The organism is Nonomuraea mangrovi, assembly GCF_042681425.1.
GTDB classification, from domain to species: domain Bacteria; phylum Actinomycetota; class Actinomycetes; order Streptosporangiales; family Streptosporangiaceae; genus Nonomuraea; species Nonomuraea mangrovi.
On the sequence record NZ_JBHUFV010000106.1, the window covers coordinates 129076 to 146829 of the forward strand.

Genomic DNA, 17754 nt, shown 5'->3' on the forward strand with positions numbered 1-17754 from the left:
CGCCGCCTGACGGCTCGCGGTGGCGCGGCCACCTTGGGTGCGAGGCCCCCGCAGGGGAGGCGGTCACGGCCGGGGGTAGGGGAAGCGGCGGAGTGAGGCGGAGGGAGCACAGGTGGCGAAACGACCGCAGTTGACGGGACGGGCCGCGATCCTCGCGGTGGTGGTGTGCGCGATCGCCATGAGCCTGGCCTACCCCGTGCGCGAATACGTCGCCCAGCGCCGTGCGATCGCCGAGCTGGAGGCCGAGAAGGCCAAGGAGCAGGAGGAACAGCGCGTGCTGGCCGAGCGCCGGCGGCAGCTGGAGGACCCCAACTACATCAAGCGCGAAGCCAGGCGCAGGCTCCACTACTGCGGCGCGGGCGAGAAGTGCTACATGGTCGCCGACAGCAAACCGAAGCAGACCCAGGCGGGCGCGCGGCAACAGGCCGCGATCACGCCGCCCTGGTACCAGACGCTGTGGGAGTCGGTCGAGGCGGCCGACACGGGCAAGGGCGTCAAGGCCTCTGCGGGAGCCACGGTCGAGGAGAAGAAGGACGATGGAAAGCCATGACATCGAGGCGGTCGAGCGGCAGCTCGGCCGTCCGCCGCGAGGCCTGCGCAAGGTCGCGCACCGCTGCCCCTGCGGCAACCCCGACGTGGTCGAGACGGCGCCGCGGCTGCCCGACGGCACCCCGTTTCCCACGCTCTACTACCTGACCTGCCCCAAGGCCGCCTCCGCGATCGGCACTCTCGAAGGTTCGGGGCTGATGAAGGAGATGCAGGCAAGGCTGGCCGACGACGCCGAACTGGCCGCCGCCTACCGGGCAGCGCATGATGACTACATCGCCAGGCGCGACAAGGCCGCGGCGGAGGAGGGCATGGAGCCGCTGCCGCGTGACATGCAGAGCACGGGCGGCATGCCGTACCGGGTGAAGTGCCTGCACGCGCTGGTCGCGCACGAGCTGGCGGTGCAGGGGGGCAACCCGTTCGGGGCGGAGGCGTTGGAGCGGTTGCCGGAGTGGTGGGCCGACGGCCCCTGTGTGCGGGCGGAGGACGAGCAGTGACAGTGAAGCGCGTGGCGGCCGTCGACTGCGGCACCAACTCCGTCCGCCTGTTGATCGCCGACGTGTCGTGCGGTGAGCTCACCGAGATCGAGCGGCGTATGGAGATCGTCAGGCTCGGTCAGGGCGTCGACAGGACGGGACGGCTGGCGCCCGAGGCGCTGGAGCGCACGTTCACGGTGATGCGCGAGTACCGCAAGCTGATCGAGCAGCACGGCGCGACCGCCACCAGGGTCGTGGCGACGAGCGCGACGCGGGACGCCGAGAACCGCCAGGTGTTCGTCGGCGGGGTGCGCGAGATCTTCGGCGTGGAGCCGGAGGTGGTCTCGGGCGACGAGGAGGCCGAGCTGTCCTTCACCGGGGCGACGAAGGGGCTGCTGCACCTGTCTCCCGAGACGGGGGTACCGGACGGTCCGCTGCCGCCGTACCTGGTGGTGGACATCGGAGGCGGCTCCACGGAGTTCGTCGTCGGCTCCGATCATGTGCTGGGGGCGCTGTCGGTCGACATCGGGTGTGTACGGCTGACCGAGCGGCACCTTCGTGACGCGGGCGACCCGCCCTCGCCGGAGGCGCTCGAGCGGGTGGTCGCCGACATCGAGGCCGCGCTCGACAGGGTCGAGTCGGAGGTTCCCGTACGGCAGGCGCGCACGCTCGTCGGCCTCGCGGGCTCCGTCACGACGGTCGCGGGGATCGCGCTCGACCTACCCGCTTACGATCCGGAGCGGATTCATCACACCATTCTCCACGCCGAACAGGTTCATGAAGTGACGCGCCGACTGCTCGCCATGACGCATGGTGAGCGAGCCGCGATTCCCGTCATGCACCCGGGGCGAGTGGACGTGATTGGGACGGGTGCCCTGATTCTGGACCGCATCGTGCGCCGTTTCGCGTTTTCGCAGGTCGTTGTCAGCGAACACGACATTCTGGACGGAATCGCCTGGTCCATCGCCTGAAATTTCCGGGATTTCGGACATTCTCGCCCTTTGGGGCGTGTTGAGAGTGCATTCTGTTCTGTGATTAGGTAAAGGAGCTTTACGGGGGCTTTGCCATATGGTTCGGCACGGGGTGTGCCGGCGTGGCGACCGTTCCCGAGCGCACCTTTTCCCTCACGGAATGGAGCACTCTCACATGAAGTCCTCAGGACTGGCTCGCAGAGTGGCCGCCTTCGGCGCCACGACTGCGATGCTGGCCGCCATGGTCGCGGGGTTGGCCGCCGCCCCCGCACAGGCGGCGACCACGGCCAAGGCGGGCACGCTCTCCACTGCCGCCTCCGCCACCAAGGCCAAGCCCCTCGCGGTTTCGGTCGCGACGCCCAAGGCGTCCGTCCGCGGCTACGAGGGCTCGTGCCCGGTGACCGTCAAGTTCTCCTCGCAGATCAAGGTCAAGCTCAAGGGCAAGACCACGGTCGCCTGGCGTTGGCTGCATGGCAATGGGTCCAAGGGCAAGGTCCAGACCAAGAAGGTCGCGGGCAACGGGGTCAAGACGATCAACGTGTCCCAGGCCATCAAGTTCACGGACAACGTCAAGGGTTGGGAGGCCGTCGAGGTCCTCGGCCCGAAGCACGTGAAGTCGAAGAAGGTCTACTTCTCGGTCACGTGTGGTGACAACAACGACGGCGATGGCCTGCACGAGGCCGACTACGACGACGTGACCGCCCGCGCGTGGGCGTCCCCGAGCACGTACGTCGGTCCGTGTACTCCCGGCGACAAGATCGACTTCACCGGTGTGATCAGCGTGGACAGCCCGCGTTGGGTGCACTACCGCTGGATCCTCAACGGTGACGTCGTCGACGGGGGCAAGGTCAAGGTCTGGAACTCGCGGAAGGTCGGCTTCGGCTTCTCCCCGCGTTCCAGCCACCGTGGCTGGGCGGTCCTCGAGACCCTCGGCCGTGGCGCGACCGAGTCCAACCGCGTCGGCTACAAGGTCTGGTGCAAGGGTGACGGCGGCCACCACGAGACCAAGGTCTCGGTGTCCACTCCCACCACCGGCACCAACCACAACACCTGCGCCGTCGGCGCCAACGCCACCATCTCCTCGACCGGCCGCGGCCGCGTCGAGTACGTGTGGTCGGTGAACGGCAAGGCCGTCGCGACCGGTGACACCTACTTCGGTGACGCCGGCAGCAAGTCGGTCTCGCTGTCGGAGCAGGCGCTGAGCGGTGAGGCCACCAAGGGCGGCACCGTGTCGATCTCCATCTCGGGCCCGAACAACCGCGACTCGGCTTCCCAGTCGTACGCGGCTTGCCAGAAGCCCGAGCCGAAGGTGACCGTGTCCGGTCTGTCGGTCGTCGGTCAGCGCAACGAGATGTGCGCCGACAAGCGGGGTCCCGGTGTGGACTTCAAGGCGACCCTCAACAGCACCGGTCCGACCACGGTGAAGTACCACTGGGTGGTCAACGGCAAGCAGGACGGTCCGCAGCTCGAGCGTCAGGTGAACGGTAGCCTCGACGTCACCTGGGGTATCGGTGGCACGCACGGCGCCTCCGTCACCTCTGGCTCCATCGAGCTCGTGATCGACAGCCCGAACGGTGGGTCCGCTTCCGCGGTTTACAACGCCACCTGCCCGGCTCCGGCTGCCAGCTAGAAGAAGGACGAGAAGGCCCCTGCGGGTGCCTGATCGGTTGAACTGAGACCGGGCGGTGCCTTCGCCGGCGCCGCCCGGTTTTTCTGTTGCCACTACTGCGCATTGCACAGTAGTGTGCATCGCGTGGATAGCAGCCAGCTCCTCAAGGGCGTGCTCGACCTCGCCGTCTTGGCGGTCCTCGACGAACGCGACAGCTATGGCTACGACGTCGTCAGGCGGCTGAGAGAAGCAGGGCTGGAGGACGTGGGCGACGCGTCCGTCTACGGCACGCTGCGCCGCCTGTTCAAATCGGGCGCGCTGACCTCGTACGTGGTGGCCTCCGACGAGGGGCCGCATCGCAAGTACTACGGCCTGAACGACGTCGGCAGGGCCCAGCTCGCCGCCTCGGCCACGACCTGGACCTCCTTCGCCGCCACCATGGCCGACCTGCTCAAGGAGAGGCACCACTGATGACACCCGAACAGTACGCGCAGGCCGTACGAGAGGCTCTCGCCGGCCACCCCAACAGCGAGGAGCTGCTGGAGGATCTCGACGACCATCTGGCGGAGGTGGCGTCGGAATCGGAGGTTCCGCTGGAGGTGCGCCTGGGGCCGCCCGAGGCGTACGCGGCCGAGCTGGCCGCCGCCTACGGTGGCCGGACGGGCGAGCGGCGCAGGAGGTTCAACCTGAGGGCGACGGGAGCCTCTCTGGCTGGACATCCGGTTATGGCCCGCCTGACGGGCCTGTTTCCCGAGCTGCGGCCAGGGTGGTGGGTACTGCGCGGCTACGTCCTGGCCATGCTGCTGATCTCGGTAGTGGACAGGCCGCAGCTGGTGCCCAACGCGTTGGGCGAATTCGCCCTGGTCGCTTTCGCCATCTGGTTGTCGTACGCGCTCGGCAGGGCGAACAGGGGCCGATGGATGACGATCGCCTCGGCGCTCGCCTCCGGCCTCGGCGTGCTCGCCCTGCTCGTCGGTTTCGCCGCCGCGGAGGCGTTGAGGTCGAGGAGCGACGAGCCGCCGATCGCCTACGAGGAGCCGGTGATGATGAACACCGTCTCCTCGTTCGGCGACGTCGTCAACATCAGGCCGTACTCCAAGGACGGGACTCCGCTGAGCGACGTCTACCTCTACGACCAGGACGGCAGGCCGGTCACCACGAACTTCGCCGACTCCGGCTACATCGTGGACCGCGCCTGTGGCGAGCCCGTGCTCAACCGCTACCCGCTGCCTCTGGTCGAGGACAACGGGGGCATGGACGAGAACGGCACCATGCAGGCGCCCACACCCACCAGGTCTCCTACGGCCTGTGCCGCGCCTTCCCCCTCGGCCGTGCCCATGGCGTCCCTCGTGCCGAGTCCCGCTCCCACGAAGGAATCGGAGTAACCGGCTGCTCAGGCCCGCCGGACGGCCCCGTTGTCCGCTGGAGACCCGTCACCGGCATCCGCGTCACCGACGGCCCCGCGACCGTGCGCTATCGCTGATCGGGCACTATCGGTGCCATGAGCTTCGTACCTCCCGGCGCCGGCTGGCCTGATGATCCCGCGGCTCCCGACACCCCCGTGGCGCACTCGCCGGAGGAGGTGCGGGAGCTGGCGGCCGCCGGCCGTACCCTCGCCGAGCTGACGGCCAGGGTGTCGGTCTGCAGGGCCTGTCCCCGGCTTGTGGAGTGGCGGGAGGAGGTCGCGGACGTCAGGCGGCGGGCCTTCGCCGAGGAGACCTACTGGGGGCGGCCCGTCGCGGGCTGGGGCGAGGAGAAGCCGCGCATCCTGCTAGTGGGGCTCGCGCCCGCCGCGCACGGCGGCAACAGGACGGGGCGCATCTTCACCGGCGACCGTAGCGGGGACTGGCTGTTCGCCTCGCTGTACCGCACGGGGCTGGCCGTACAGGAGACCAGCGTGAGGGCGGGCGACGGGCAGCGGCTCATCGACACGCGCATGGTGGCGGCCGTGCGCTGCGCGCCGCCGGCCAACAAGCCGCTGCCCGAGGAGAGGGCCGCCTGCTACCCGTGGCTCCAGCGCGAGCTGGCGCTGACCGCCGACAGCGTGCGCGTGGTGGTGGCGCTCGGCGGCTACGCGTGGCAGGCCGTCTGGCCCGCACTGAAGGAGACCGGGTACGGCATGCCGCGCACCAGGCCGCCGTTCGGCCACGGCGTCGAGGTCCCCCTGTCGTACGGCGGCGCCGAGGTGACGCTGCTCGGCTGCTACCACCCCAGCCAGCAGAACACCTTCACCGGCAGGGTCACCGCCGCCATGCTCGACGGCATCTTCGCCAGGGCATCCGCAAGAGCGGGGAAAACGCAAGCCTAGATTTCCCTCTCGAAGTGTGGGGAGACTCACTGGGAATGCCATGGCCTCCAGCGAGGTTGCACAGATATGCTTGTGAAAGATTTCACAAGCGTGCTCGAGGATGGGACCTCAGGTGAACAAGCACATCGTGATCGTCGGCGGAGGATACGTCGGCATGTACACCGCCCTGCGGCTGCAGCGCAAGCTCGGTAAGGAGCTGCGCGACGGCAGCGTGCACATCACCGTCGTCGACCCCAACTCCTACATGACCTACCAGCCCTTCCTGCCGGAGGCCGCCGCGGGCAACCTGTCGCCGCGGCACGTCGTGGCCCCGCTGCGACGCGTGCTGCCGAAGGTCGAGATCCTCAACGGCGTGGTCACCAAGGTCAACCACGCCGGCAAGCTGGTCACCTTCGCGCCCGCCGAGGGCGAGCCGAGGGACATCCCCTACGACATGCTGGTGATGGCCGCGGGTTCGATCTCGAGGACCCTCCCCATCCCGGGGCTCACCGACATCGGCATCGGATTCAAGACCGTCGGCGAGGCCATCGCCCTGCGCAACAGGGTCCTGCACCAGCTCGACGTGGCCGAGTCGACCGAGGACGCCGAGGTCCGCAGGCGGGCGCTCACCTTCGTGGTCGTCGGCGCCGGGTTCGCGGGCGTCGAGGCGCTGGCCGAGCTCGAGGACATGGCCAAGGACTCCACGCGCTACTACCGCAACATCACGCCGGCGGACGTGCGCTGGGTGCTCGTCGAGGCGACCAACAGGGTGCTGCCCGAGGTCGGCCCCGAGATGGGCAAGTGGACGCTGGAGCAGCTGCGCGAGCGCGGCATCGAGGTGAAGCTGGAGACGCGCCTGGAATCGGCCACCGGCGGCCACGTGGTGCTGTCGGACGGCACCGAGTTCGACGCCGAGACCCTCGTCTGGACCGCGGGCGTCAAGCCCAGCCCTGTCGTGACCGAGGGCGACCTGCCGATCGACGAGCGCGGCCGGATCAAGACCACCACCAAGCTGACCGTCGCGGGAACGAAGGACGCCTTCGCCGCCGGTGACGCCGCGGGCGTGCCCGACGTCACCAACCCTGGTCAGTACTGCGCGCCCAACGCCCAGCACGCCGTACGGCAGGCCAAGGTGCTGGCCGACAACATCGTCCGCTCGCTCCGAGGACAGCAGCTGGTCGAATACCGCCACAAGTATGTCGGATCGGTCGCCGGGCTGGGGCTCCACCAGGGCGTGGCGAACGTCTACGGCATCAAGCTTCGCGGATTGGCTGCATGGTTCATGCACCGCACCTACCATCTGTCCCGGGTGCCGACGCTGAACCGCAAGGTCCGCGTCGTCGCGGACTGGACCCTGGCGCTGTTCTTCAAGCGGGAGACCGTGTCTCTCGGCGAGATGGAACACCCGCGCGACGGGTTCAGGGCGGCGGTCGCGAGCAATCGCCGTCGCTAGCGCTTCGGAACCCTCCTTCCCGCACGATGAGAAGGGGGAGATCCAGGGGTGGGGCTCTCTGCGGTGACCGTGCTCGGCGTCGACCGGCCTGGCGTGATAGCCGAGGTGACAGGTTCGCTCGCCGACTGCGGCGTCAACATCCAGGACTCGACCATGACGCTGCTCGGCGGGCACGTCGCGATGATGCTTCTCGTCGCGGGCGAGCTGTCGGCCGAGCAGCTGCGTGAGAAGGTGTGCGTCCCCGACGTCGTGGTCAGCGCGGCGGCCGTCGACGCGCGCCGCCACTTCAGCTGTCCCGGCACCGGGCTCGGCTACGTGCTCACCCTGCACGGCCCGGACAAGCCGGGCATCATCTCCGCCGTCGCCGGTGTGCTGGCCTCGGTCGGCGGCAACATCACCGGGATGAGCACCAGGCTGAGCGGCCGCCTGTACGTGCTCATCGCCGACGTCGACCTGCCGGCCTCGGTCGACGTGGCCGATCTCATGCGCGAGCTCGCCGCCGTCGGCGCCGACCTCGGCTCGGAGATCACCTTCCGTCCCGGCGAACCGGACCTACTGTGAGCGGAGTCCCGCGGGCGGTCCTCCGCGCCCCCCATCCCGTGCTGTCCACGGCCGCCGAGGTCGTGGACCCGACCGACCCCTTCGTCGTCTCGGCCGCCGCCGACCTGTTGACGACCCTGCGCGAGATCGGCAAGCCCTCGGGGCTGTCCGCGCCCCAGATCGGGCTGAGCTGGCGGCTCATCGCCGTGAACGCGAGCCTGCACCCGAGAAGCAGGTCGAGCGCGGGCGCGCTGACGCTGGTCAATCCACGCCTGGCGGAGGCCTCCGACTGGCGTCAGGGCAGGGAGGGCTGCTTCTCGGTGCCCGGCCTCCTGGGCGAGGTGCCCAGGGCCACCAGGATCACCGTGTACGGCGAGCTGCCCAGGACGGGCGAATCCATCACGATCGAGGCCGATGCCTTCGAAGCCCGATGCATCCAGCATCAACTGGATCATCTGGACGGTGTGCTCTTCCTGGACAGAGTGTCCGGAGCGCGAGCACTTCACCACAGATCTCACTCTTGTTACGCCTGATACAAAGTTGTGCTCCTCGTGAGCATGGTCCGTTTCGTATGATTGCGGCGCCCCCGTGGCCCAATGGCAGAGGCAAACCCCTTAAAAGGGTTGACGTGCGGGTTCGAATCCCGCCGGGGGCACCGCTTATTTATATCTATTTTATGGCTCTGACCTGGCGTTTCTCCTTGACGTCCGGACCTGCAGTCAGGGGGCTGCCACGCTGCGTGTTCGCGGGGTGCGGCAGCCCCTGGGGAGTCGGGCAAAGCGCTTGACAACAGGTCTTTGTTCTGGTTGCTCCCGCGCCTTTATCCGGGCGTCCCGAAAACGGTTTTCTGACCCAGTTAAAGCGGCGTGAACGTCCGTGCCATGGCGCCGCGCTTGGCCAAGGTGACGGGCCGGGAACGTGAAGTGAAACACTCTCCACTCCTTCGAAAAGGACAAATCGGGCAATTAGGTAATTTCGGACTTCTTTCGTGCTCGGTGGAGCGCCCCGCGGCTCGACCTCGATCACTCGAACACCGGTGCCCGGGTCCGAACCGGTCAGGGTCGGCGTCGCGGTCACGCGGGATGCTCGCCCAGCCACTCGCTCAGGCCGTGGCGGTCTCCCCGTAGACGTCGGTGGGCGGCACCACGGCCGCCGCGCCCCGTCCGGCGAGGAAGGAGGCGACGGAAACCTCGCGCGCCATCGCCTCGCCTGGCCTCGGCCTGCCCACACCCTGGCCGCGACCGGATGAGGGCGCGGGCGGATCCGGAGGTCGGGGGAGTCGTGAAGGATCACCGGGTCCCTGACCGCCGGCCCGTGCAGGGCCGCGAGCTCGGTGAACGACCTCGGGAACCGACAGGGGATCTCGTTCGTTGGCATCTCTGCGGAAGTCTCGAATGTACATAGATCCCGGCGTGACTCGGCCCGTGTGACTGCCGGTCCCATACCCTGATCACATTGGTCGCAGCGTGGAGGCAGCGATGGAGAGTAAGAACCCGGTATTCAGCCGGTCGCCATACACCCACCAGCAGCAGCAAGGGTGGACCCCCAGCCCCGAGCACCTGCAGGGGATGTACGACAACCCGGCCTACGCACCACCCACCGCGCCGGCCACCAGGACGATGACCATCGACGACGTCGTGGTCCGCGGGTTCATGACCCTCGGCACGCTCGTCGTCGCCGGCGCCGCCTCGTGGTACTTCGAGGTGGGCATGGGCGTCGCGGTCGTCTCGGCCCTCATCGGCGTCGTCCTCGGCCTGATCGCGTCGTTCAAGCAGAGCACCAGTCCGCCGCTCATCCTCGGCTACGCCCTGTTCTACGGCGTCTTCGTGGGCGCGTTGAGCCGCATGTACGAGTCGTTCTTCAACGGCATCGTGCTTCAGGCGGTGATCGGCACCGCGCTGGCCTTCGCGGCCGTGCTGACCGTCTACTCGCTGCGGATCGTCAGGGTCACGCCGAAGTTCACCAAGTTCGTGGTGGCCGCCGCGATCGGCGCGCTGGCGCTGGTCCTGGTCAACCTCATCGCGGGCTTCTTCGTCGACGGAGGCCTCGGCCTGCGGACCGACAGCCCCCTCGGCTGGATCTTCAGCGCCGCGATGATCCTGCTCGGCACGTTCTTCCTGCTGCTCGACTTCGACGAGATCGAGCGCGGGGTGAAGGCGGGTGCTCCGGAGAAGTTCGCGTGGCAGTGCGCGTTCGGGCTCACGCTGAGCCTGGTCTGGATCTACCTCGAGGTGCTGCGCTTCATCAGCTATTTCTCGGGCGATGACTGATCGCTAACCCGAAAGACCCCGCTGGTCCACCAGCGGGGTCTTTTCTTTGCGCCACCAGTGATCTACCCGGCGTGACAAAACGCTGGCCGCCCAGGGGTTGCCATTCGGGGTGAGGTGTTGCAGTGTCAAGCAAAGGACCTTAATCCGTGGAGGTGCCCATGTCCTTGAACCACTCACCGGAGATGCAGACAAAGCTGATCGCAAGGGTCCCTGCCATTACGGGACGCGAACTCCCAGAGTGGTTCCAAGCCATAGACAACGGTCCATCGTTCCTCAGATGCGACGAACGGGCCCACTGGCTCGCCGAGGAGCACGGACTCACTCACGGCTACGCCGCCGCCATCGTCCTGGAGCACGAGCGGCACCGCCGTAACAGGATGGGGTTCATCTAAACCCCTCAAGGACCGTCGCGCCCGTGCCGTGGATACGGCTCGGGCGCGCATCATTGAGGAATGGATCTCGACAAGGCGCGCGCATACCTGGCGCGCAACCACCACGCCGTCCTGCTCACCCATCACGCCGACGGCCGGCCCCAGATGTCGCCGGTGCTGGTCGGCATCGACGAGGACGGCTACGCGGTCGTCAGCACCCGCGAGGGCGCGGCCAAGACGCGCAACGTGCGCAGGGACCCGCGGGTCGCGGTCTGCGCGTTCACCGACGGCTTCTTCGGCGAGTGGATCCAGGTCGAGGGCACGGCCGAGGTCGTCTCGCTGCCCGAGGCCATGGACCACCTGATCGCCTACTACCGGGCGATCTCAGGGGAGCATCCCGACTGGGCGGACTACCGCGCGGCCATGGAGCGCGAGCGGCGCGTCGTGCTCAGGATCGCGCTCGACCGGGCCGGGCCCGACCATCACGCCTGAGGACGACCGCCGAGCCGTGGTCCTCGTAGTCGCCCGGCCAGCCCACCGCCCACAGGTCCTTCGTGCCGGGGATCGCCGCGACAGCCTCGATCCTGCCGCCCGCACCGCGCTCCGCGGTCCACGTCCTGCCGTCGAAGTGCAGGAACAGCGGGTCGGCCGGGCGGTCGGGGTCGGCTGCCGCGACCCACACGTCGTCGGGGCCGAAGGCGGTGACGCCGGTCGGTTCGGCGGTCAAGAGCGGCAGTTCCTCGCGCTTCCACGAGCGTCCGTCCCAGTGCAGGGCCAGAGGAGTGGCGCGGGACTCGGCCCCCTCAGGCGCGTCGTAGACCGCTGCGGGACATGACCTGTCGGGAAGCGGATCGACCTGACGGCTGTTGACGATCTTCCCCACGGCCCACACGTCCGTGGGGCTGATCTGCACGACCGAGGTCAGCGTGCCCCCGCGGATGTCGGGAACCCGTAGGTGGTCCCAGCCCGAGCCGTCGGCCTTCCTGCTGTGCACGATGTCCGGGGTGACGCCGTCGCAGTTCGCGCGGGGCTTCGCACCGACGATCCAGGTGTGTCCTGCCCGGGACGTGACGGCGTTGAGCATGCTCTCGCCGTCGCCGGTCACGAGTTCGTAGCCGCCTCGCCCGCTGGTGACGATGAACGAGCGCGGCCCGTCCGAGCCGATCAGCACCGCCCTGTCGCCGTCGGAGGCGACGTCGTGAAAGTGCTTGTCTTCGGAGATCCCGAACGGCCGCTTCTCCGTCCAGCGGCGGCCGTCCCAGCGCGCGACCGTGTCGCCGCCTGCGATCCAGAGGTCGTTCGGGCCCGTGGCGTCGAAGCCGTCGTAGCCGAGATACCGGGGGATCGGCAGTTTCGACCATTTCGCGCCGTTCCATCGGGCGACGGTGGCGTAGCCGCCGTCATCCTCCGCGCCGTTCTCGAACCCCAGCGCCCAGGCCTGCCGCGGTCCTGTCGCCACCACGTCCATGAGCCCCGAGGAATCGGCGAGCGGGAGCCTCCCGACGTCCCTCCACCGTCTGGAGACGGGGACCGCGCTCGGCGTGGGGCTCGCCGTCGGGCCTGCCTGGTGCCGGGTCGCGCCGCCATCGGGCCTCGCCGCCGGCGCCGTGCTCCCGCCCGCGCCCGCGCCCCCGCCCCCGCCCGAACAGGCCGTGAGGCCCGAGCAGGCCGCGAGAAGGGACAGGCAGCTCACCGCGGCCATGGCCCGGTTTGCGATCTTCATCGCTCGGATTATGGCGAAGCTTCCAATACGGCACGCCGATTCCGGGGAGATCGTCCGGCCATACCGGCGCCGCGGGAAGCCCGGCCACGCGCTTCGGGTGGCGCGTGGCCGGGCCTGCCGTACCGGGTCGGTCAGGAGAGGCGCTCGAGCACGAGCGCCATGCCCTGGCCGCCGCCCACGCACATGGTCTCGAGACCCATGGTCTTGTCGTGGTGCTGGAGGCTGTTGATCAGCGTGGAGGTGATACGCGCGCCCGTCATGCCGAACGGGTGGCCGACCGCGATCGCGCCGCCGTTGACGTTCAGCCGGTCGATGTCGATGCCGAGGTCCTGGTACGACGGGATCACCTGGGCGGCGAACGCCTCGTTGATCTCGACCAGGTCGATGTCGGAGATCGACATCCCGGCACGGGCCAGCGCCTGCTTGGAGGCCTCGACCGGGCCCAGGCCCATGATCTCGGGCGAGAGGCCGGTCACGCCCGTGGAGACGATGCGGGCCAGCGGCGTGATGCCCAGCTCGGCCGCCTTGGTGTCGCTCATGACGATCACCGCTGCCGCGCCGTCGTTCAGCGGGCAGCAGTTGCCGGCCGTGACCGTGCCGTCAGGGCGGAAGACCGGCTTGAGCTGCGAGACGGCCTCGTAGGTCGTGCCGGCGCGCGGGCCGTCGTCCTTGCTGACGACCGTGCCGTCGGGGAGCGTGACGGGCGTGATGTCCTTCTGCCAGAAGCCGTCGGCGAGCGCCTTCTCGGCGAGGTTCTGCGAGCGGACGCCGAACTCGTCCTGCTCGGTCCTGGAGATGCCCTTGAGCTGGGCGAGGTTCTCCGCGGTCTGGCCCATCGCGATGTAGATGTCGGGCACGGTGCCGTCCTCGCGCGGGTCGCGCCAGGTCTGGCCGCCCTGCGCGAAGGTGACGCTCCTGGCGCGGGCGCCGTCGAAGACGGGGTTCTCGAAGCGCGGCTTGGGCAGCGCGCTGTCCTCGGGCCAGGCCGCGGCGTCGGAGTTGCCCTTCACGAAGCGGGAGACGGTCTCCACGCCCGCCGACACGAAGACGTCGCCCTCGCCGGCCTTGATGGCGTGGAAGGCCATCCGGGTGGTCTGCAGCGACGATGAGCAGTAGCGGGTGATCGTGGTGCCGGGGACGTTGTCCAGGCCCATCATCACCGACACCACACGGGCCATGTTGAAGCCCTGCTCACCGCCGGGCAGGCCACAGCCGAGCATGATGTCGTCGATCGTCTTCGGGTCGAGCTGCGGCACCTTGGCGAGCGCGGCCTGGATCATCTGGACGGTCAGGTCGTCGGGACGGATGTCCTTCAACGACCCCTTGAAGGCTCGGCCGATCGGCGAGCGCGCGGTGGCGACGATGACTGCCTCGGGCATGGGGCTCTCCTGGGTTCGTGTCAGCACTCCAACCGCGAGGTTACCCCTCGGTAGCCCGGATACAACGATCTGGGGCCCGGAAAACAGAATGTTGTTTCGGAAAGGAGAAGGCCAGGCCGCCTCGGCCGCCCGGCCTCCGCTCATCCGTACATGCCGGGCGCGCTGGCGGTGCCGTCCTTGATGCCGTGGATGCCGCCCTTCTCGTCGCGCCAGAGTCGCCAGCCGTCGTGGCTGCCGGTGAACCAGGAGGGCGGCGCGTTCTCCGCCGCCACCCGCTTGCCGTTCGACAGGTCGAACTCGCAGAGCGAGGCGATCGAGTAGAAGCCGGGCGCCTGTCCCTTCAACGGCAGCGGCTTGGGATCGGTGACGCAGAAGGACCAGCCGTGCTGCTCCTTCACCGGCACCGACTTGCCGCTGGCCAGGTCGAAGGCGGTGCCGCTGCTGTTGTGCTTGAGGAACCCGAGCCGCTCCATCTGCCCCGGGAAGGCCAGCCACCAGCCCGAGCCGGGCACCTGGGCGGCGGTGATCTGCCCCATGACGCGACCGGTGTCGGAGTCGAGCCTGGCGAACCCGCCGTACTGGCCCTGCTGGTCGACCGGACGGACCACCGGCGCCACGCCGGGGCTGCCGCTGGGGTAGACGCGCACGACCGAAGGGCGCATCCAGTTGATCGTGCCATCGACGATCTTGAGCGAGAACAGGCCGAAGGTCGAGAGCTTCTTCGTGCGCGGGCTGGTGTACGGCGCGACGTAGCCGACGAGGTTCTCGCCCGTCGCCCCGAAGGCCCAGCCGCCCGACATGTCGATGCCGGGGCCGAGTGCCTGCTCGATCGGCTGCTGCCACTGCAGCTTGCCGCTCTTGAGCTCGTAGGACTCGATCATCGGGTTGGTGGCCAGGCGCAGGAGCAGCACCCTGTCGGCGTCGGACCACTCCACCTCGGCCACGCCGGGCAGCTTCCACTTCACCTTGCCCGTGGCAGGGTCGAGCACGACGACCCTGGCCGCCGCCAGAGCGGTGTGCTCGGACACGCACACGTAGGAGCCGCAGCGCTGCGGGCCGAACGTCGAATGGACGGGCCTGACCCACTTCTGCCTGCCCGTGCGAGAGTCACGGGCGACGAGGTCGGCGTTCCACCTGCCCCGCTGCTTGCGGGGGTCGAGCGAGACGACGGTGCCGTCGACGATCGCGGGCGGCGGCACGCCCATGCCCGGCAGCCTGCCCTCCATCGTGGCGGGCTGGGACCAGAGCTTCCTGCCGCTTGCCAGGTCGAGCGCGACCGTCTCCAGCGTGCCGTCGGGCTTCATGGAGGTGGTGGTGGCCACGCCCGCGGCGGTGACCATGCGGCTGACCACGTTGATGTCGGAGTTGTGCCATGTCGGGAAGTCCGCCGTGGCGGCGTCGCTGCCCGAGCAGGCAGCCAGCGCCAGGGTTCCGGCGAGGGCGAGGGCCGGTTTCGCGAGAGGCCGGAGCACCGTTATTCCACTCCAATGGGGGCGAGGAGTGGCGGCTCAACCAGGGAGGGTGTCTTCAGGTCGCCGGCGGAAGAGCGTCACCCATCTCCCGTGGGGACCCGTCGCCCGCCCGGCGACCCTGGTCGCGGTGACCTCGGTGCCTGACTCCTCCGCGGCCGTCGCCGCCGCAAGGTAGATCGGTTGCAGTCCTTCACCACGTCCGGGCCGTGGCTCAGGCCACAACCCCAACGCAGCGCATACAGAAGGTAGCACCGCGTAAGCGGCCTGTGCGTAACCTCGGTCAGATGGATGGAAACGATCGGGTCCGAACATTTCTGTCGGGTTTGTAGCGAATTCCGGCCCCAGGATGTCGGCGAAGGCCACGGTCCTGCCGCCCGCCTCCACCACCGCCACCGTCTGAGCCGCGGCGAGCTGGCGGCTCCACCGCCGCGTCACCCACCGCAGCGGCTGCCCGATCGGCCGCACCGTGCCCAGGTCGGGACAGGTGCCCACCACGACCTCCGCCTCCGCCTCCCGCAGCCGCCGCACCGCCTTGGCCAGATGCCGTACGGCCGTCGCCGGTGGCGTCTGCGTGGTCACGTCGTTGGCGCCGATGAAGATGACCGCCACCTCGGGCCGCGTCCTGAGGGCCCTGTCGACCTGGTCGCCGAGCTCGGCCGACGGCGCGCCCGACTGCCCCACGACGGTCAGCGTCACGGGGCGCTCGGCGACCGCCGCCAGGCCGCGGGCCAGCCGTACGCCGGGGGTGTGCTCGTGGTCGGCCATGCCCAGGCCGACGGAGGTCGAGTCGCCCAGCATCGCGAGCCTGATGGGCTCGCCGGGGAAGTCACCGTAGCGGCCGTCGGACACGGGGCCGTCCATGCCGTGCGGGCGGCCGATCACCTTCCTGGCGACCAGGCTCTCGGCGATGAGCAGACCGTACGCCGTCGCGCCCAGCGCGGTCAGACCGCCGCCGCCGAGCGCCGCCGCCGCCGCGATCCTGCGGGCGGCGCGCGCCACCCCGGGAGTCCAGATCACCTCAGCGGCCCCTCTCCACCTGTCGCGACGGTAGCGTTGTCCTTGAGAAACGCGCCGGTGGGGCCGCTCGGGCGGACTTCCTGCGTGATCCTCATCGGTCTGAAACCTAACCGAGGCTCCACCACCCCCTGGGAGCCGCGGCCATCCACAAGCTGATCAAGCTTCGGCAAAGAAGGTGAACACCTCAGTGCGCGTTTACGATTCCCTGATCGAGCTCATGGGGAACACTCCGCTCGTCAGGCTGCACAAGGTCTCCGCCGGCCTGCCCGCACAGGTGCTCGCCAAGGTCGAGTACTTCAACCCTGGCGGCTCGGTGAAGGACCGCATCGCGGTTCGCATGATCGAGGCCGCCGAGGCGTCGGGCGCACTGCGGCCGGGCGGCACGATCGTCGAGCCGACCTCGGGCAACACCGGCGTCGGCCTGGCCATCGTGGCCCAGAAGAAGGGCTACAAGTGCGTCTTCGTCGTGCCCGACAAGGTCGCCCAGGACAAGATCTCCGTGCTGCGCGCCTACGGGGCCGACGTCGTGGTGTGCCCGACGGCCGTCTCGCCCGACCACCCGGAGTCCTACTACTCGGTGTCGGACAGGCTGGCGCGGGAGATCCCGAACGCGTGGAAGCCCGACCAGTACTCCAACGTCCAGAACCCCGAGTCGCACTACCACTCCACCGGCCCTGAGCTGTGGGAGCAGACCGAGGGCAGGATCACGCACTTCGTGGCGGGCGTCGGCACCGGCGGCACCATCAGTGGCACGGGGCGCTACCTCAAGGAGGTCTCCGGCGGCCGGGTGAAGATCATCGGCGCGGACCCCGAGGGCTCGGTCTACTCGGGCGGCACGGGACGCCCGTACCTCGTCGAAGGGGTCGGCGAGGACATCTGGCCCGCGACCTACGACACGACGATCTGCGACTCGATCATCGCGGTGTCCGACAAGGACTCCTTCAACATGACGCGGCGCCTGGCCCGCGAGGAGGGCCTGCTCGTCGGCGGCTCCTGCGGCATGGCCGTGGTCGCCGCGCTCGAGGTGGCGGCGCAGGCCGGTCCCGACGACGTCGTGGTCGTGCTGCTGCCCGACGGCGGCCGCGGCTACCTGTCCAAGATCTTCAACGACGACTGGATGGCGGACTACGGGTTCCTGACCACGGCCTCGGACGACGGGCTCGTGCGCGACGTGCTGTCGCGCAAGGGCGGGACGATGCCGGAGTTCGTGCACGCGCACCCGCACGAGTCGGTGGGCACCGCGATCTCGATCATGCGTGAGTACTCGGTGTCGCAGCTTCCCGTCATGAAGGAGGAGCCGCCGGTGATGGCGGCCGAGGTGGTCGGCTCGATCGTGGAGCGCGACCTGCTGGAGGCGCTGTACCGGGGCAAGCTCAGCTCCGACGACCCGATCGCGGACCACATGTCGCAGCCGCTGCCGATGATCGGCGCGGGCGAGCCGGTGTCGCGGGCGGTCGAGGCGCTGGAGAAGGCGGACGCGGCGGTGGTGCTGGACGACGGCAAGCCCGTCGGGCTCCTCACCCGCCAGGACCTGCTGGCCTTCCTCGCCAACCACTGACCCTGAGCTGAGCCGGGGCCTTCCGGCCGGGTCGCACCCGACCCGGCCGTGGCGACGGTCGTGGAGCCGGGGTGTTGCCGCA

The 17754-nt window shown here is 69.1% G+C and carries 18 protein-coding genes and 1 tRNA gene; 15 read left to right on the forward strand and 4 right to left on the reverse strand.

Annotated elements, in window-relative coordinates; all coding sequences use genetic code 11:
• The first annotated feature begins 112 nt into the window (after nt 1–112).
• The 14 genes from ACFSKW_RS54235 (at nt 113) to ACFSKW_RS54300 (ending at nt 11015) form a co-directional block, all read left to right on the forward strand.
• A complete protein-coding gene (locus tag ACFSKW_RS54235; protein WP_379583669.1) occupies nt 113–550 on the forward strand; it encodes an FtsB family cell division protein in 438 nt (145 codons plus the stop codon).
• The gene (locus ACFSKW_RS54240; protein WP_379583671.1) at nt 537–1043 is read left to right on the forward strand and encodes a DUF501 domain-containing protein; all 507 of its coding nucleotides are present in this window, start codon (nt 537–539) and stop codon (nt 1041–1043) included. Before ACFSKW_RS54235 ends, ACFSKW_RS54240 begins: the two co-directional genes overlap by 14 nt.
• A gap of 2 nt (nt 1044–1045) precedes the next feature.
• Nucleotides 1046–1993: a Ppx/GppA phosphatase family protein gene (locus ACFSKW_RS54245; protein WP_379583778.1), complete on the forward strand. Its 948-nt coding sequence runs from the start codon at nt 1046–1048 to the stop codon at nt 1991–1993.
• A gap of 175 nt (nt 1994–2168) precedes the next feature.
• Nucleotides 2169–3623 carry a hypothetical protein gene (locus ACFSKW_RS54250; protein ID WP_379583673.1) on the forward strand — a complete coding sequence of 485 codons (1455 nt, stop codon included), beginning with the start codon at nt 2169–2171 and terminating at the stop codon, nt 3621–3623.
• A 123-nt stretch (nt 3624–3746) separates the two neighbouring features.
• The gene (locus tag ACFSKW_RS54255) at nt 3747–4073 is read left to right on the forward strand and encodes a PadR family transcriptional regulator (RefSeq protein ID WP_358142190.1); all 327 of its coding nucleotides are present in this window, start codon (nt 3747–3749) and stop codon (nt 4071–4073) included.
• Nucleotides 4073–4987, forward strand: a complete 915-nt coding sequence (locus ACFSKW_RS54260; protein ID WP_379583675.1) for a hypothetical protein — start codon at nt 4073–4075, stop codon at nt 4985–4987. The genes ACFSKW_RS54255 and ACFSKW_RS54260 overlap by 1 nt, the downstream gene beginning before the upstream one ends.
• Nucleotides 4988–5103: 116 nt before the next feature.
• Complete coding sequence (locus tag ACFSKW_RS54265; RefSeq protein ID WP_379583676.1) at nt 5104–5910, forward strand: uracil-DNA glycosylase; 807 nt, start codon at nt 5104–5106, stop codon at nt 5908–5910.
• 100 nt (nt 5911–6010) lie between these two features.
• Nucleotides 6011–7342 carry an NAD(P)/FAD-dependent oxidoreductase gene (locus tag ACFSKW_RS54270; RefSeq protein WP_379583678.1) on the forward strand — a complete coding sequence of 444 codons (1332 nt, stop codon included), beginning with the start codon at nt 6011–6013 and terminating at the stop codon, nt 7340–7342.
• 48 nt (nt 7343–7390) lie between these two features.
• Entirely contained in the window at nt 7391–7903 is a 513-nt protein-coding gene (locus ACFSKW_RS54275) for a glycine cleavage system transcriptional repressor (protein WP_379583679.1), read from the forward strand.
• Nucleotides 7900–8415, forward strand: coding sequence for a peptide deformylase (locus tag ACFSKW_RS54280; RefSeq protein WP_379583681.1), 516 nt, complete (start codon nt 7900–7902; stop codon nt 8413–8415). The genes ACFSKW_RS54275 and ACFSKW_RS54280 overlap by 4 nt, the downstream gene beginning before the upstream one ends.
• A gap of 49 nt (nt 8416–8464) precedes the next feature.
• A tRNA-Leu gene (locus ACFSKW_RS54285) sits at nt 8465–8537 on the forward strand.
• 823 nt (nt 8538–9360) lie between these two features.
• Nucleotides 9361–10152, forward strand: coding sequence for a Bax inhibitor-1/YccA family protein (locus ACFSKW_RS54290; RefSeq protein WP_379583683.1), 792 nt, complete (start codon nt 9361–9363; stop codon nt 10150–10152).
• A gap of 158 nt (nt 10153–10310) precedes the next feature.
• A complete protein-coding gene (locus tag ACFSKW_RS54295) occupies nt 10311–10544 on the forward strand; it encodes a DUF4287 domain-containing protein (RefSeq protein WP_354905975.1) in 234 nt (77 codons plus the stop codon).
• Between the two features lie 60 nt (nt 10545–10604).
• A complete protein-coding gene (locus ACFSKW_RS54300; protein WP_379583685.1) occupies nt 10605–11015 on the forward strand; it encodes a PPOX class F420-dependent oxidoreductase in 411 nt (136 codons plus the stop codon).
• On the opposite strand, the gene ACFSKW_RS54305 is transcribed toward ACFSKW_RS54300, so the two are convergent.
• From ACFSKW_RS54305 to ACFSKW_RS54320, 4 genes are all read right to left on the reverse strand, one after another.
• Entirely contained in the window at nt 10972–12246 is a 1275-nt protein-coding gene (locus ACFSKW_RS54305; RefSeq protein ID WP_379583687.1) for a hypothetical protein, read from the reverse strand. The genes ACFSKW_RS54300 and ACFSKW_RS54305 overlap by 44 nt on opposite strands.
• Before the next feature lie 131 nt (nt 12247–12377).
• Nucleotides 12378–13625: an acetyl-CoA C-acetyltransferase gene (locus ACFSKW_RS54310; RefSeq protein WP_379583689.1), complete on the reverse strand. Its 1248-nt coding sequence runs from the start codon at nt 13623–13625 to the stop codon at nt 12378–12380.
• 140 nt (nt 13626–13765) lie between these two features.
• Nucleotides 13766–15097, reverse strand: a complete 1332-nt coding sequence (locus ACFSKW_RS54315) for an outer membrane protein assembly factor BamB family protein (RefSeq protein WP_379583691.1) — start codon at nt 15095–15097, stop codon at nt 13766–13768.
• A 36-nt stretch (nt 15098–15133) separates the two neighbouring features.
• Nucleotides 15134–16114 carry an SGNH/GDSL hydrolase family protein gene (locus ACFSKW_RS54320; RefSeq protein ID WP_379583693.1) on the reverse strand — a complete coding sequence of 327 codons (981 nt, stop codon included), beginning with the start codon at nt 16112–16114 and terminating at the stop codon, nt 15134–15136.
• Nucleotides 16115–16301: 187 nt separating this feature from the next.
• Between ACFSKW_RS54320 and ACFSKW_RS54325 the strand changes: the two genes are divergently transcribed.
• Nucleotides 16302–17672 carry a cystathionine beta-synthase gene (locus ACFSKW_RS54325; RefSeq protein WP_379583695.1) on the forward strand — a complete coding sequence of 457 codons (1371 nt, stop codon included), beginning with the start codon at nt 16302–16304 and terminating at the stop codon, nt 17670–17672.
• Nucleotides 17673–17754: the final 82 nt, after the last annotated feature.

Coding starts and splice junctions, on each gene's coding strand:
- ACFSKW_RS54240 (WP_379583671.1), top strand. CDS start 537: ATGGAAAGCCATGACATCGAGGCGGTCGAGCGGCAGCTCGGCCGTCCG.
- ACFSKW_RS54250 (WP_379583673.1), top strand. CDS start 2,169: ATGAAGTCCTCAGGACTGGCTCGCAGAGTGGCCGCCTTCGGCGCCACG.
- ACFSKW_RS54260 (WP_379583675.1), top strand. CDS start 4,073: ATGACACCCGAACAGTACGCGCAGGCCGTACGAGAGGCTCTCGCCGGC.
- ACFSKW_RS54265 (WP_379583676.1), top strand. CDS start 5,104: ATGAGCTTCGTACCTCCCGGCGCCGGCTGGCCTGATGATCCCGCGGCT.
- ACFSKW_RS54270 (WP_379583678.1), top strand. CDS start 6,011: ATGGGACCTCAGGTGAACAAGCACATCGTGATCGTCGGCGGAGGATAC.
- ACFSKW_RS54290 (WP_379583683.1), top strand. CDS start 9,361: ATGGAGAGTAAGAACCCGGTATTCAGCCGGTCGCCATACACCCACCAG.
- ACFSKW_RS54295 (WP_354905975.1), top strand. CDS start 10,311: ATGTCCTTGAACCACTCACCGGAGATGCAGACAAAGCTGATCGCAAGG.
- ACFSKW_RS54300 (WP_379583685.1), top strand. CDS start 10,605: ATGGATCTCGACAAGGCGCGCGCATACCTGGCGCGCAACCACCACGCC.
- ACFSKW_RS54305 (WP_379583687.1), bottom strand. CDS start 12,246: ATGAAGATCGCAAACCGGGCCATGGCCGCGGTGAGCTGCCTGTCCCTT.
- ACFSKW_RS54310 (WP_379583689.1), bottom strand. CDS start 13,625: ATGCCCGAGGCAGTCATCGTCGCCACCGCGCGCTCGCCGATCGGCCGA.